Source organism: Mycoplasmatota bacterium (genome assembly GCA_018394295.1).
Lineage (GTDB): Bacteria > Bacillota_I > Bacilli_A > Haloplasmatales > Haloplasmataceae > JAENYC01.
In genome coordinates, this window is sequence record CP074573.1 from 2,895,995 (window position 1) to 2,910,917 (window position 14,923).

The 14,923-nt window shown below is 28.7% G+C and carries 14 protein-coding genes; all 14 read right to left on the bottom strand.

Features of this window, described 5'->3' with window-relative positions; genetic code table 11:
* Nucleotides 1–24: 24 nt before the first annotated feature.
* Nucleotides 25–858, bottom strand: a complete 834-nt coding sequence (locus tag KHQ81_13725) for a ZIP family metal transporter (GenBank protein QVK17872.1) — start codon at nt 856–858, stop codon at nt 25–27.
* A 171-nt stretch (nt 859–1,029) separates the two neighbouring features.
* Entirely contained in the window at nt 1,030–1,896 is an 867-nt protein-coding gene (gene fba / locus KHQ81_13730; GenBank protein QVK17873.1) for a class II fructose-1,6-bisphosphate aldolase, read from the bottom strand.
* A 75-nt stretch (nt 1,897–1,971) separates the two neighbouring features.
* Nucleotides 1,972–3,576 (bottom strand): CTP synthase, encoded by a 1,605-nt coding sequence (locus KHQ81_13735; GenBank protein QVK17874.1) that lies wholly within the window; start codon nt 3,574–3,576, stop codon nt 1,972–1,974.
* A gap of 138 nt (nt 3,577–3,714) precedes the next feature.
* Entirely contained in the window at nt 3,715–4,095 is a 381-nt protein-coding gene (gene rpoE / locus KHQ81_13740) for a DNA-directed RNA polymerase subunit delta (GenBank protein QVK17875.1), read from the bottom strand.
* 22 nt (nt 4,096–4,117) lie between these two features.
* On the bottom strand, nt 4,118–5,779 hold the full coding sequence (locus tag KHQ81_13745; protein QVK17876.1) for an arginine--tRNA ligase: 1,662 nt from the start codon (nt 5,777–5,779) through the stop codon (nt 4,118–4,120).
* Nucleotides 5,772–6,191, bottom strand: a complete 420-nt coding sequence (locus tag KHQ81_13750; protein QVK17877.1) for a DUF1934 domain-containing protein — start codon at nt 6,189–6,191, stop codon at nt 5,772–5,774. Before KHQ81_13750 ends, KHQ81_13745 begins: the two co-directional genes overlap by 8 nt.
* A gap of 243 nt (nt 6,192–6,434) precedes the next feature.
* Complete coding sequence (locus tag KHQ81_13755; GenBank protein ID QVK17878.1) at nt 6,435–8,147, bottom strand: ABC transporter ATP-binding protein; 1,713 nt, start codon at nt 8,145–8,147, stop codon at nt 6,435–6,437.
* 31 nt (nt 8,148–8,178) lie between these two features.
* Nucleotides 8,179–8,382, bottom strand: a complete 204-nt coding sequence (locus tag KHQ81_13760; GenBank protein ID QVK17879.1) for a DUF951 domain-containing protein — start codon at nt 8,380–8,382, stop codon at nt 8,179–8,181.
* Between the two features lie 12 nt (nt 8,383–8,394).
* Nucleotides 8,395–9,282 (bottom strand): ParB/RepB/Spo0J family partition protein, encoded by an 888-nt coding sequence (locus tag KHQ81_13765; protein ID QVK17880.1) that lies wholly within the window; start codon nt 9,280–9,282, stop codon nt 8,395–8,397.
* Nucleotides 9,275–10,039, bottom strand: coding sequence for a ParA family protein (locus tag KHQ81_13770; GenBank protein ID QVK17881.1), 765 nt, complete (start codon nt 10,037–10,039; stop codon nt 9,275–9,277). The genes KHQ81_13765 and KHQ81_13770 overlap by 8 nt, the downstream gene beginning before the upstream one ends.
* Before the next feature lie 119 nt (nt 10,040–10,158).
* The gene (gene noc, locus KHQ81_13775; GenBank protein QVK17882.1) at nt 10,159–10,956 is read right to left on the bottom strand and encodes a nucleoid occlusion protein; all 798 of its coding nucleotides are present in this window, start codon (nt 10,954–10,956) and stop codon (nt 10,159–10,161) included.
* A gap of 95 nt (nt 10,957–11,051) precedes the next feature.
* Nucleotides 11,052–12,284 (bottom strand): hypothetical protein, encoded by a 1,233-nt coding sequence (locus KHQ81_13780; protein QVK17883.1) that lies wholly within the window; start codon nt 12,282–12,284, stop codon nt 11,052–11,054.
* Nucleotides 12,285–12,305: 21 nt separating this feature from the next.
* Nucleotides 12,306–13,013, bottom strand: a complete 708-nt coding sequence (gene rsmG / locus KHQ81_13785; GenBank protein QVK17884.1) for a 16S rRNA (guanine(527)-N(7))-methyltransferase RsmG — start codon at nt 13,011–13,013, stop codon at nt 12,306–12,308.
* Nucleotides 13,006–14,895 (bottom strand): tRNA uridine-5-carboxymethylaminomethyl(34) synthesis enzyme MnmG, encoded by a 1,890-nt coding sequence (gene mnmG / locus KHQ81_13790; protein ID QVK17885.1) that lies wholly within the window; start codon nt 14,893–14,895, stop codon nt 13,006–13,008. Before mnmG ends, rsmG begins: the two co-directional genes overlap by 8 nt.
* Between the last annotated feature and the right edge of the window lie 28 nt (nt 14,896–14,923).

Consider the following 14,923-nt stretch of genomic DNA (forward strand, 5'->3'; position numbering starts at 1 on the left):
TTTTAAAGTGTTTTATGAATATTTTTATCCTAAGGCAACATCTAATGTCATCATTATAGCAAATCCAGCAATCGCTCCTAGTGTTGCTATCTTAGCTTCTTTATTTGATTTAGATTCTGGAATTAATTCTTCTACAACCACATATATCATTGCTCCAGCAGCAAAAGATAATGCATAAGGCAATAAATTTCTCATTGAAATAACTAGTACTGCTCCTATAATGCCCGCAATTGGTTCAACTATTCCTGATAATTGACCGTACCAAAAACTTTTTTTTCTTGAAAGACCTTCTCTTCGCAATGGAACACTAACAGCTGCGCCTTCTGGAAAATTTTGTAAACCAATTCCTATTGCAAGCGCAATTGCACCATATAAAGTTGCTCCTTCTAATCCTAATTTTGCAGCACCAAAAGCAACGCCTATTGCAAGACCCTCAGGAATATTGTGTAAGGTAATCGCTAATACCAATAAAATACTACGATTCCAACTTGTAGGAAGACCTTCAGAATGCTTCATTTCATTATCAGCATGAATATGTGGTAAAAATATATCAACAATTAGTAAAAAACCTGCACCTATTAAAAACCCTATTAAGGGTGGAATCCAAGGAATATTTCCATTCAATTCTGCAATATCTATTGCCGGTGCTAATAAAGACCAAAAAGAAGCAGCAATCATCACACCAGCACCAAATCCTAACATCATATCTAATACTTCTTTTTTGACATTTTTAAAAAAGAAAACTAATGATGCACCACACATCGTCACAAAATAGGTAAATAAAGTTCCTAATAAGGCTAATGTAGGTGCATTAAACTGACTTAACCACTCCACAAATATCACTCCAATTATTTTCATCCAATATTAGTATATTGTTAATATTTATTATTTGATATTGTAGAATATGAATTGGGTACTTTCATTAGGACTATTTATTAAGTTCATTGACTACTCCTATTTATTTATAAAAAGAAAAATACCAAAGGAATCAGTAATTCCTTAGGTATTTTTTTTATTATTCTATCTTTACTATAACAATTCGGAAGCTTTATTCGCACATCCAAAAACATCAATTTTATCTTTAACTACTTCAATAATTTCTTTAGCACCAGGACCAATTACTTTACGTGGGTCATAGACTTTCGTATCTTTTGCTAATACTTCACGTACAACTTTTGTAAAGGCTAATTGATTTTCGGTATTAACATTAATTTTACTTGTTCCACACGCAATTGCTCTTTTTATTTGTTCATTAGGAATACCAGTACCACCATGTAAAACTAATGGTGAATTTGTCGCAACTTTAATTTCTTCCATTTCTGTAAATCCTAATTTAGGTTCACCAACATAAGGTCCATGAACAGATCCTAATGCAGGTGCTAAACAATCAATATTTGTTTCAGTTACTAAACGAATACATTCTTCTTTATCAGCATAGCTAATACCACCGATAATTCCATCTTCATTCCCACCAACTGTACCAATTTCAGCTTCTACTGATAAACCACGAGCATGTGCATATTCCACAACTTTTTTAGTTTCAGCAATATTTTCATCTATTGGATGATGAGAACCATCATACATAACTGAAGTAAATCCAGCTTCTGTTGCTTTTTTAATATTTTCAAATGTAGTTCCATGATCTAAGTGAATCGCTACAGGAACAGTTATTTCTAAATCTTTCATTAACCCTTTAACCATATTAACAACTGTATTATATCCACCCATATATCTTGCTGCACCTTCTGATACACCTAAAATTACTGGTGCATTTTTTTCTTGTGATGCTGTCAAAATAGATTTAGTCCATTCTAAATTGTTAATATTAAATTGACCAACAGCGTACTTTCCTTCTTTTGCTTTTTCTAACATGATCTTCATATTCACTAATGGCATAAAAAATCCTCCTTAATTTATTCATTATTATAATAACACTTTTTTTTACGTTTTAACATTAATTTGTTAAATTTTTTAGTCGTTTAAACTTTTTTTAGAAGCTTCAACAAAATCTCTAAATAATGGATGCGGTCTATTTGGTCTAGATGTAAATTCTGGATGAAATTGACAAGCAACAAAAAATGGGTGATTGTCTATTTCAATTATTTCTACTAAATTTGTTTGCGGATTAAAACCTGAAAAAGTTAAACCTTTTTCTTCTAATAATTTTTTATATTGATTGTTAAATTCATAACGATGTCGATGACGTTCTTTTATTAATGTTTTATTATAGGATTTATAAGCTTTAGTTCCTTCTTTAATTTGACAGTCATATAAACCTAAACGTAGTGTTCCACCTAAATCAATTCCCTTATATTGATCTGGTAAATAATCAAAAATTGGATATGGCGTATTCTCATCCATTTCTGTGGAGTTCGCTTTTTTAAGATTCGCTACATTTCTTGCAAATTCAATCGTTGCAAGTTGCATTCCAAGGCATAATCCTAAGTAAGGAATTTTATTTTCTCTTGCATATTTAATTGCCTTCATTTTACCTTCAATCGCTCGAGCACCAAAACCACCTGGTACTAAAATACCCTGTACATTTTTTAAGTATTCATTGATGTTATCATCATTGATACACTCAGCATCAATCCACTTAATATTAACAATTAATTGATGGAAATAACCAGCATGCTTTAAAGCCTCAGAAACTGATAAATAAGCATCATGTAATTGGACATACTTTCCTACTAAAGCAATTGTAACTTCTTGTTTTAAACCTTTAACAGTTTTTACTAAATTTCTCCATTCACTTAAATCAATATGAGGTACATTTAGTTGTAGATGTTTACATACATACTGATCTAATCCTTGTTTATGTAAATCTAATACGACTTCATATAATATTTGAACATCTCTAGCCTCAACAACAGCTTCTTTTTGTACATCGCAAAATAAGGCTATTTTATCTTTTACTTCATCCTCTATTGGAACTTCTGTTCTTAAAATAATGACATCTGGTTGTATCCCTAAAGACCGTAATTCTTTTACACTATGTTGCGTTGGTTTCGTCTTTATTTCTCCAGCTGCTTTCAAATAAGGAACTAATGTATTATGAATAAAACATGTATTATGTACACCTACATCTCTTCTTACTTGTCTAACTGCTTCCAAAAAAGGTAATGATTCTATATCACCTACTGTACCACCTATCTCGGTGATAACGATATCTGCTTGACTTTCTTTGGCAACAGCAAATAGTTTATCTTTAATTTCATTTGTAATATGAGGAATTACTTGTACTGTCCTTCCCAAATATTCCCCTTGTCTTTCTTTGTTAATGACTGATTGATAAATTTTACCTGTAGTTATATTGGCATTTTTAGTTAAATTTTCATCGATAAATCGCTCGTAATGTCCTAAGTCAAGATCTGTTTCAGCACCATCTTTGGTAACGAAAACCTCTCCATGTTGATAAGGACTCATAGTACCTGGATCTACATTTATATATGGATCAAACTTTTGCATAAATACCTTTAACCCACGATCTTTAAGTAGACGCCCCAAAGAAGCAGCAGAAATACCTTTTCCTAACGACGATACAACTCCACCAGTTACAAATATGTATTTAGTCATAGAACACCTCCGGTTTGATATACATATTATTAATTTTTTCGAAAATCAAAAAAAAATGCTTTCCTTTTAAGGAAAGCGTAAATTTTTCGAGTGCCCTTATATATATTATCAAATTTAGTGGTAATATTCAACCATTTTTTATAAGTCTTCATCACCATCATAATCTTCTTCGAAATCTTCTTCGATTTCTTCTTCATCTAAATCTTCTACATCTTCCTGATTTCCTAAGTTATCAACACCACTTGAACTTTCAGAATCAAATATAAATTGATTTTCAAAAACATCATATTTTTGTCTGTTTTTTAAATCCCATTTATCGCTACTTACATTAACAAATTTACCACTTAATGTTAAGTCTGCATAAAAACGAGTAACTCGTTGTCTTAACTCATCTTCAGTTAATCCCATTAATTCACTTACTTCTTGAGCTATCTTTTTAAAAGATTGTGGTGTTTTTTTTCTTAGCATTAAATTTTCTGCTACTTCTAGCATTGACATGTTTGAAAAATTTTGAGTCATAATAAGTCCTCCTATTTTTAATTTACATCTTATCCGGTGCACTAACACCTATTATACTTAATGCATTACGAAGCGTAATTTGAGTGGCTTTAATAAGTGCTAGTAGTTGTTTTGTTTTTTCTATATTTTCTTCATTAATAACTTTTTCAGCATTATAAAAGCTATGAAAAGCTTGGGCTAACTCATTAATATAAAGCGTCATTCTATGAGGTGCTCTTTTAATGGCTGAATCAATAATTGATTTTGGAAATTCAGCTAATTTTTTCAGTACATCAAAAGCTTTTTCTGAATTAATATGATTATAATCATCTAATAAAACATAATTTATTTTCTTTTCATCTGCTTGCTTTAAGATACTACCTATTCTAGCGTGAGCATACTGAGCATAATACACTGGGTTTTCATTCGATTTTTTGGTAGCTAAATCAATATCAAAATCCATTTGTGAATCACCACTTCTCATCGCAAAGAAATATCTAATAGCATCTACTCCTACCTCATCAATTAAGTCACGAATCGTAAGTGCTTTTCCAGATCGTTTTGACATTTTATATTCTTCACCATTTTTAATTAAGCGAACCATTTGTATAATAAGTACTTCAAGCTTTTCTGAATCGCCAGATAAACACTCAATACTTGCTTTTAATCTTGGAATATATCCATGATGATCAGCACCTAGAATATCGATTAACTTATCATAGCCTCTTTCTAACTTATCAATATGATATGCAATATCAGGTGTTAAATATGTCAAAGTTTTATCAGTTTTTCTTAATACACGGTCTTTATCATCACCAAAAGCAGTTGATTTAAACCAGGTAGCACCTTCGTGTTCATAAATATAACCTTTAGCATCTAATTTAGTAATCGCTGTTTCAACTTTTTTTTCATCATATAATGCTTGTTCACTAGACCATACATTAAATGTGACATTAAATGTTTCTAAATCCTTTTTGATTTTCTCTAATTCAACTTTTTTCGCATATTCTCTAAATAGTTGATATCTTTCATTTGAATCATTTAAATATTTGTCACCATATTTTTCCACTAATTCTTTTGCGATGTTAATAATATCTTGACCATAATACCCATCTTCTGGCATGGTAGATTCTTTCCCTAGTAATTGTTCATAACGACAAATGGTTGATAAAGCTAAATTATGAATCTGATTACCTGCATCATTAATATAATATTCTCTTGCAACAATATAACCAGCTTTCTCTAATACTCTACATAAAGTATCACCAATAGCTGCACCTCTAGCGTGACCAATATGTAAATCACCAGTTGGATTAGCAGATACAAATTCAACATTAACTTTTGTTTGATTTCCATAATTGGTTTTTCCATAGGCTTCATCTAGTACTATTACATCTTTAATAATTTGAGTTAAATAATGATTATTCATATAGAAATTAATGAATCCTGGTCCAGCAATTTCAATTCTTTCTACATTATATTTTTCTTTATGAAATTTTTCTACAATTTCTTTCGCAATTATTTTTGGTGATTTACGAAAATCTTTAGCTAATTGCATTGCACAGTTGGTAGAATAATCTCCATTTATTTTTTCTTTAGGCTCTTCTAAAATAATATTTAGAGATTGATTTGTACAACCTAAATCGATAATAATTTGCTTCAAATGTTTTTTTATATCTTCTTGTAAACTTAATATTTTATTCATATTCTTCAACTCCTTTAATATATACTTGCATTTGATAATTCCCAACCACATGATCATCAAATAAAATATCATAATCTAAATAAATATTTTCATCAGAAAAATCATATTGATTCGTAAAAGTGGTTATTTCAGATGACACATATTCATTATTATAGAATCCCTTTGTTAGTTCTTTTTCAATATAAGGTTGTTTCATCCTAACTGAACCATTTCTAATGATAACTATCTGTTTTTCATCACATATTAACATTAATTGATTATATTTATTATTTTCCATTGATGGTTCCTTAAACTTGATGAAGGTTTTCTTATTCATAACATACCTTTTGCCTATTTCATTAAACTGAATTTCATGTTTTTGACCTTCATTAATTATATTCATTTTAAAATTGATATTTATTTTTTCATGCATAAAATCACCATATAAAGATAATTAACAATATATAAATTATATATATTATTTTAAAAAAATCAACAATTTAGTGTAATTATTATAAATTTTTTTTAACAAGGAGCAAACTCATCTGTTCGCTATAATATTCTTAATACAACTATTATAATCTCAAATGTCTATTTTATTCAAATTAAATGATACTTTTTTTGACTATTGTTGACAATTATAACTAATAAATCAAAAATCGTTTGTAAATATCTTTTATGAGATAGCTTTATATAAATCAGCATAGTATCCATTCCTACTAACTAGTTTTTGATGTGTTCCTCTTTCAGATATACCTTTATCATCCAACACGATGATTTCATTCACATTTTTTAGGGTAGATAAACGATGAGCAATAATTATACAAGTTCTTTCCAATGATAATTCCTCAAGTGCTTCTTGAATTTTTCTTTCAGTGATTGTATCTAATGAAGATGTTGCTTCATCAAGTATAAGTATTGGAGGATTTTTTAAGAATACACGAGCAATTGATATTCTTTGTTTTTGTCCCCCAGATAATTTAACACCACGTTCACCTGTTATTGTATCATAACCCTTTTCTAAAGAAATGATAAACTCATGAATTCTTGCTTTTTTAGCAGCTTCAATTACTTCTTCCATTGTTGCTGAGGGATTACCATACATAATATTTTCTTTTATTGTTCCATAAAAAATATAAACATCTTGTTGAACATGACCAATCGCTTTTCTTAAAGTATTTAAATCATAGTTTTTAATATTAATACCATCTACTAGTATTTCACCTTCAGTCACATCATAAAATCTTGGGATTAATTGAGAAATGGTTGATTTACCAACACCTGTTTCTCCTACTAAACCGATACTTTCACCTTTTTGAATAGATAAATTAAAATTTTTTATCACATATTTTTCATGATTAGTATACTTAAAACTAACATTTTTGAACTCAATAACACCTTTTGGATCTTTTAATATTACTGGATTAAGGGGATTTTGTATAACAGGTTCCATGTTCATAATTTCATAAAATCTTTCAATACCAGCAAGTCCAGTTTGAATTTGTTGAATTGAATTCATTAAACGTCTAATCGGTTGAATTGTATTATTAATATATAAGATAGAAGCAATTAAAATACCATCTAATATATTACCTGTATATAATAAATATCCTCCAATTAATAGAAAGGATAAATTGAAAAGGTTTATAATAAAATCATTACCCGTTATGAAAATTGTCATTGCCTTATAAGCCCCACTCCAACTATCACGATACTTGGCATTGTTTTTATTAAATTTATCATATTCATACAATTCATTTGTAAATGATTGTGATAATCTAATTCCACCAATTGAACTTTCAATCTGAGAATTAATTTCAGCATGTTCAACACGTACTTTTCTAAATCCATTTAACATTGCTTTTCTTCTTATAATAGAAAAGACTATCAATATAACAACATAAGTTAAAGCAACTAAAAACAAACGATAATCATACGTAAATAAAATTGTTAATGAACCAATAAGCATTATTATGGAAATAAAAATATCTTCAGGAACATGATGTGCCATTTCCCCAACATCCCTAATATCAGCAACTAATCGGTTCATAATCATCCCTGTTTTATTATCATCAAAATATGAAAAATTTAGTGTTTCTATTTTTTTAAAAAGATCATTACGCATATCATATTCAATACGTGTCCCCATAATATGACCCCAATAATTGACGATTACTTGTAATATAACCTTAAACAAATAAAGTGCTAGTAAAATAGAAGCAACAGTCAACATCATTCTCATGTTTTTATCAGGAATGTAATCATCGATTAATTTTCTTGTAACTGCAGGAAACAATAAATCTAAACCTGCAATTAATAATGCTGCAAACATATCAAGAATAAATAATACCATATGATTCTTGTAATAACTTATGAATTTTTTTATCATATTTAACCTCCATTCATACAAAAGAGACAAGTTACTTACCTGTCTCAGAAATATTAGTGACTTTTTTAAGCTTTCTTTCAAATTCTGTACGTGGCATTAAAATACTTCTACCACATTTTAAACATTTTATTCTAATATCAGCACCCATGCGGATGATTTGCCACTTGTTTTCACCACAGGGATGTGCTTTTTTCATGACGACAATATCATTTAAATTAAATGATTTATCTTGCATTTTTACACCTCACTAATCAACTAAATTTGCGATTTCATCTAAAGTCATGACTTTTAGAATTCGATTTAAATCTTCTGAATTGCTAAAATCAATAACCAGTTTTCCTCCCATTTCTTTAGAGAGGATTTTGATTGATGTTCCAAATTTATTCATTAATTGCTCTTCAAGATAAATTAAATTGACATCTCTTTCTACTTTTTTAGGTTTTTTTATTTGATTTTCTGATTTATTATCTTCTTTAATTAATTGTTCTAACGCACGAACTGAAAGATTTTCTTCTTTAATTTTATTAGCTAAATCTAATATTTGTTTCTCATCATTTAAACCAGCTAATACCTTAGCGTGTCCAAAATCAATAGATCCTTCATTAAGCATATTTTGAATATCTTCAGATAAATTTAATACACGTAATACATTTGTAATATGTGCTCTACTTTTCCCTATTCTTTCAGCAACTTCTTGTTGTGTTAAAGAATATTCATCAATTAACATTTTATATGCTAAAGCTTCTTCAACAACTGTTAAATCTTCTCTTTGTAAATTCTCTAATAGTGCAATTTCAGCCATGATTTGTCTGTTTATTTCACGAATAATAGCCGGTATTGTCTTTAAACCTAACTTACAACAAGCTTTATATCTTCGTTCACCAGCAACAATATAATAACCTATACCATCTTTAATTTTTGTGATGATAATTGGTTGAAATACACCATGTTCTTTAATTGATTGCGCTAATTCTTCAATTTTTTCTTCATCGAATATTTTTCTTGGTTGAAAAGGATTCCTTTTTAAATCTTTTAATGGAACTTCATTTATTTGTTCATTATCTTGTCTTTCTTCATCAAAATTTAAATTATCTTTAAATAACGCATCTAGTCCTTTACCTAAACGACTACTCATTATACTTCTTCACTTCCTCTGCTAACTTTAAATAGACTTTAGCCCCTTTAGAATTTGGTGCATAATCAATAATTGGAAGTCCGTGCGATGGTGATTCTGCCAAGTGCACATTACGTGGGATAATGGTAGAATACACTTTTTCACGGAAAAATGTTTTTACTTCTTTAGTTACTTCAATCCCTAAATTAGTTCTTGCATCAAACATCGTTAATAAAACACCTTCTAATGCTAAATTACTATTAAGATATTTTTGTGTAATTCTAATAGTATTTAATAATTGTGTTAGTCCTTCTAAAGCATAATATTCACATTGAACAGTGATAATAACAGAATCAGCAGCAGTAAGTGCATTAATTGTTAAAAGTCCTAAAGAAGGTGGACAATCAATAATAATATAATCATATTGTTCTTTATATTTTCTAATCGCATTACTTAGGCGATACTCTCTACTTTGAATGCCAACTAATTGTACTTCAGCACCAGCTAAATCCATAGTAGATGGAATAATATCTAAATTGCTTGTTCTTGTCTTAATAATAAGATCATCTGCATCAATTTGGTCAATTAATATATCATATACACTTTTTTTTAGTTCCCCACGATTTATTCCAATACCAGTTGTGGCATTTCCTTGAGGATCTATATCAATAATTAATACTTTATCTCCCAGACGGTTTAAACTTGCTGCCAAATTAATACTTGTTGTTGTCTTTCCTACCCCACCTTTTTGATTAGCAATCGCAATTATTTTACCCATTTTTATGCTCCTTTTATCAATATTATATTAATATTTTATCACAGATAATGGTAAAAAGATAGTAGAAAAACAAAAAGTTATCCACTTTTTGTGGAAAACTTTTATAAACTGTGGATAATTTACTTGGTTTTTGGAATCTTTATTTGGTAAATGTAAAATTCTTCATCTTCTAAATGATTAGTTTCTAATTCAATTCCTGATTGTTCTTTAATCATAAATATAGCGTGATTAATTGTATTAATCGCTATTCTAGCATCTTTCGATACTTTACTTATGATTTTACCTTTAGGTTTATTTTCTATATTTAATATTTTCTTTATACAATTTTCTGTTTCTTTTACAGTTAATTGTTTATCAATAATTTTATTCAACACTTGATATTGTTTATCTTCTTCTTTTAACATTAATAAAGCCCGTGCATGACGCTCTGTTATCTGTTTATTTAAAATACATTTTTGAATCTTAACTGGTAATTTTAACAACCTAATTTTATTCGCAATCGTAGATTGTGACTTCCCTAATTGATTGGCTAAATTCTCTTGTTTTAATTGATTAACTTCCATTAAAACTTTATATGCTTTCGCTTCTTCAATCGCAGTTAAATCTTCTCTTTGAATATTTTCTATTAAAGCAACAGATGCTGCATCTTCTTCATTTAAATCTTTTATAATTGCTGGTATTGTTTCTAAATTTAACGAAACACATGCCCGGTATCGTCTTTCTCCAGCTATTATTTCATATTGGTTATTGATAGTTCTTACAATAATTGGCTGTAAAACACCGTGGATTTTAATTGAAGCAGCTAATTCTTGAATTTTATCTACATCAAATATTGTTCTTGGCTGATTTTCATTAGTAATTATTTGTGTTAATTTAATGTGAACTATTTTCTCTTTATTATTTGAAAATATATTCATGTTCTCATCTCCCCAAATGAATTTGAGTTACTATTATTATTATACGAATATTTTTTTGTCGAAAAATAATGAATTATGTTCTATATGTCAAATTTTTACATGCTATTATTATATTCATCTTCTTCATCATTAATTTTCTTATTCTCATAAATATTTTTAATTATTTCTTCATTAGTAATAAAGAACTCTAATATTTCCTTACCAAATATTTCTTTGGCTTCATTAGATTTGAAATAGGCTAGAATCTGATCATGACTTAATTGATGAATATATGGCTTATCATTTCTTAAATGTTCATATAAAAAGATAATACCTAAAATTTGAGTTTCAATAGACATATCAGGGTTCATAAATAATAAATCGTAATTTTTTATATCATTTATTTGATTTCTTTTTGAATTTTTATAAGTTATAGATAAAACTAAACTAATTAATTTAGTTAATTTATAGGTAGACATTTCTTCAAAATGACTTATTTCTTTTTTTAATTGGTAACTTCCTAAGCTTTTACCTAGTATTTTATGAGGGCTTCGATGTTTTTGTAAATTTAAATATCGTTCAATTTTTTCTTTTAAATCTTCTTTAATATAAAATGATTCATTGATTAAATCCACATAATTAAATAATCTTTCTTTTGTTTCATCATTTACATATTGATCAGTATATGTGATTAATTCTTGATTTTTACCTAATAGATCAAAAATTGTTTTATGATACTTTAATTCAACTTCTTTTTGAATATCTAATTGATCATATAAATCATCAATTTCTTTTTCATTATAAAAAGCTCTAGCTGCTTGTACTAATAAAATAAGTACTAAAATACTTTCATATAAATAAGGTGTTAAATTATTAATTAAATAATTTGCGTTATTATAATTAACTATCGCTTCATCATATTTAAAATTAATAATTGTACCAAAAACAAAAATGATTAAATAACCTAAACCTACTGCCTTTTTGTCTTTAAATACACCAATAATCGCAATACCTAAGTAAATTAACATATACGTTGCAGGATTCTGTACATTAATAAATATATTAATCATAACAACGATTGTACCAATTATGGATATGTACATTGCTAAATATAATTGCTCATGACTATCCTTATTAATTAATATCGCATATGAAATAATTAGGTTAAGTACAAACACAGGTAAAACTAAGTTCAAAAAATTTATGAATGGCATCCGATTAAATAATAAAATTAACGTCGCAATAAAATTTGACACAAACATCGTTAAATTTACTAAAACTATTCTTTTCTTTAATACCATCATCTGTTTTTCATAAACTAATTCTTTATCTTCATATAAATAAGCCAAAATAACACCACCTTACATTTATTATAATGGTTTGTTTTTAATTTGACTATAGTTTCGGGGATATTTATTAGGAGTTTTATGTTTTTTTGTAAAGATTAGGATGTTTCGTGAACCTCCATTTAATGGAAGAGAAAACTCATGAACTGCTTTTAGTTCACACCCTAAAGTTTTTATTGCATTTTTAGCTTCTTGCAACTCCTCATGACCTGTCTGCCCCTTCATTGCAATAAATTTACCATTCTCTCTTACTAGTGGAACACATAATTCTGAAAGAATATTAAGTCTAGCTACAGCCCTTCCGGTTACAATATCATAACTTTCTCTATTGTTGACAGAAAATTCTTCTGCCCGACTATGAACCATGTTGACTTCATTTAAATCAAGTTTTTTGATTAAATGATTCAAAAACTGAATTCGTTTCCCCAAAGAATCAACAATTGTTATTTTTAAATCAGGTCTTACTATTTTTAATGGTATACTTGGGAACCCAGCTCCTGCACCGACATCACATAATTTAAAATTTTCTTCTATAGAACAATAAAACAATAATGATAATGAATCATAAAAATGTTTTAAATACACCTCATCCTTATCTGTAATTGAGGTTAAATTCATTTTTTGATTATACTCAACTAATATTTCATAATATTGTTTGAATAAAGAAAGTTGTTTCTCATCGATTTCAACATTATGTTTCTTTAAATCCTGAATAAATTCTTTTTCATTCATCAATGTTCTCCTTACTTCTTCGGTTATAGGTCTCTAAATAAACCATTAAAATTGAGATGTCACTTGGATTTACACCTGAAATTCTTTGTGCTTGTCCTATCGTAAGCGGTCGAATTTTATTTAATTTTTGTTTTGCTTCTATAGCTAAGTTTGGTATTTTATGATAATCAATCAATTGTGGTATGATTCTTTGTTCTAATTTATTCATTTTTTCAACTTGTGCTGACATCTTGCGAATATAACCAGCATATTTGACTTGTATTTCTATTTGTTGGATTTCTTCTTTCGAAAGGGTTGAACGTTCATTTAACAACGACATAAGATGTTGATATTTAATCTCTGGTCGTTTTAATAAATTCAATGGTGTAATCCCATCTTTTAAAGGTGCTGAATTAATACCAATTAAATAATCATTTACTACTTGTGTTGGATTAATTTTTAAACTATCTAGTCGTTTTTTTTCTGTTTCAATATGTGTTAATTTTTGTTTGAATTTTAAATATCTGTTTTCATCAATTAGACCCATTTGATATCCATACTCACGTAAACGTATATCAGCATTATCATGTCTCAAAAGTAATCGATACTCAGCACGAGAAGTCAATAAACGATATGGCTCATGCGTTCCTTTAGTAACAAGGTCATCAATCATTACACCAATATATGCTTCATTTCGTTTTAAAACAAATGGTTCTTTCCCTTGAATTTTTAATGTGGCATTGATTCCAGCCATAATACCTTGTCCTGCAGCTTCTTCATACCCACTTGTTCCATTGACTTGACCAGCAAAATAAAACCCTTTGATCAATTTTGATTCTAATGTAGGCCATAATTGTGTTGGATCGATTGCGTCATACTCAATTGCATAAGCATAACGAACAATCTTACAATTTTCTAACCCTGGAATTGTGTGTATCATTTCATCTTGAACTTCTTTAGGCAAACTTGTTGAAAATCCTTGAACATATATTTCTGGAATGTGCAAACTTTCTGGTTCTAGAAAGATTTGATGACGTGGTTTATCATTAAAACGTACGATTTTATCTTCAATTGAAGGACAATAACGTGGTCCTTTACTTTCAATTTTTTCAATCGCACCATACATTGATGATTTATTAAGATTACTTAAAATAATTTCATGTGTATCTAAATTTGTATAAGTTAAATAACAAGGTACTTGGGCTTCAAGTGGTTTATAATCAGTCGTATCAAAACTAAATGCATGGTATTCCATATCACCTGGTTGTATTTCTGTTTTTTCATAATTAACACTATCAATAGCGACTCTTGGAGGGGTTCCAGTCTTCAATCTCATTGTTTTAAAGCCCAATCTTCTTAAGTTATCTGACAACCCAAGTGATGGTTTTTCATCATCTGGACCACTTGACCAAATTTCACTACTAAGCATAATTTTTGACTGCATATAGGTACCTGCGGTAAGAATTACTGCTTTTGCGAGATACTTCTTATTATTTTCTAATACAATTCCTTTTATAACATTATCCTCAACAATCAAATCATCTACCATATCTTCTAATATCGTTAAATTTTCTTGATTTAGCAATGTTTCTTGCATGTTTTTAGGGTAATCTACTTTGTCAGCTTGAGCTCTTAATGCTTGTACACCCGGACCTTTTCCTGTATTTAGTAGACGCATTTGAATATGTGACTTATCTGTATTTCTTCCCATTTCGCCACCTAAAGCATCAATTTCTCTTACAACAATCCCTTTTGCAGGACCTCCTATTGAAGGATTACATGGCATATGAGCAATTTTAGATATGTTACCTGTGATTAATAAGGTCTTTAACCCCATTCTAGCTGGGGCTAGGGATGCTTCACATCCAGCATGACCGCCACCTATTACGATGATATCATACATAAACTCATGTTCCTCCTTTATAATATTA

What these genes read in the sequence shown, in the direction of transcription:
- KHQ81_13725 (QVK17872.1), bottom strand. Translation starts at nt 858, where the DNA reads ATGAAAATAATTGGAGTGATATTTGTGGAGTGGTTAAGTCAGTTTAAT.
- fba (QVK17873.1), bottom strand. Translation starts at nt 1,896, where the DNA reads ATGCCATTAGTGAATATGAAGATCATGTTAGAAAAAGCAAAAGAAGGA.
- KHQ81_13735 (QVK17874.1), bottom strand. Translation starts at nt 3,576, where the DNA reads ATGACTAAATACATATTTGTAACTGGTGGAGTTGTATCGTCGTTAGGA.
- rpoE (QVK17875.1), bottom strand. Translation starts at nt 4,095, where the DNA reads ATGACTCAAAATTTTTCAAACATGTCAATGCTAGAAGTAGCAGAAAAT.
- KHQ81_13745 (QVK17876.1), bottom strand. Translation starts at nt 5,779, where the DNA reads ATGAATAAAATATTAAGTTTACAAGAAGATATAAAAAAACATTTGAAG.
- KHQ81_13750 (QVK17877.1), bottom strand. Translation starts at nt 6,191, where the DNA reads ATGCATGAAAAAATAAATATCAATTTTAAAATGAATATAATTAATGAA.
- KHQ81_13755 (QVK17878.1), bottom strand. Translation starts at nt 8,147, where the DNA reads ATGATAAAAAAATTCATAAGTTATTACAAGAATCATATGGTATTATTT.
- KHQ81_13760 (QVK17879.1), bottom strand. Translation starts at nt 8,382, where the DNA reads ATGCAAGATAAATCATTTAATTTAAATGATATTGTCGTCATGAAAAAA.
- KHQ81_13765 (QVK17880.1), bottom strand. Translation starts at nt 9,282, where the DNA reads ATGAGTAGTCGTTTAGGTAAAGGACTAGATGCGTTATTTAAAGATAAT.
- KHQ81_13770 (QVK17881.1), bottom strand. Translation starts at nt 10,039, where the DNA reads ATGGGTAAAATAATTGCGATTGCTAATCAAAAAGGTGGGGTAGGAAAG.
- noc (QVK17882.1), bottom strand. Translation starts at nt 10,956, where the DNA reads ATGAATATATTTTCAAATAATAAAGAGAAAATAGTTCACATTAAATTA.
- rsmG (QVK17884.1), bottom strand. Translation starts at nt 13,013, where the DNA reads ATGAATGAAAAAGAATTTATTCAGGATTTAAAGAAACATAATGTTGAA.
- mnmG (QVK17885.1), bottom strand. Translation starts at nt 14,895, where the DNA reads ATGTATGATATCATCGTAATAGGTGGCGGTCATGCTGGATGTGAAGCA.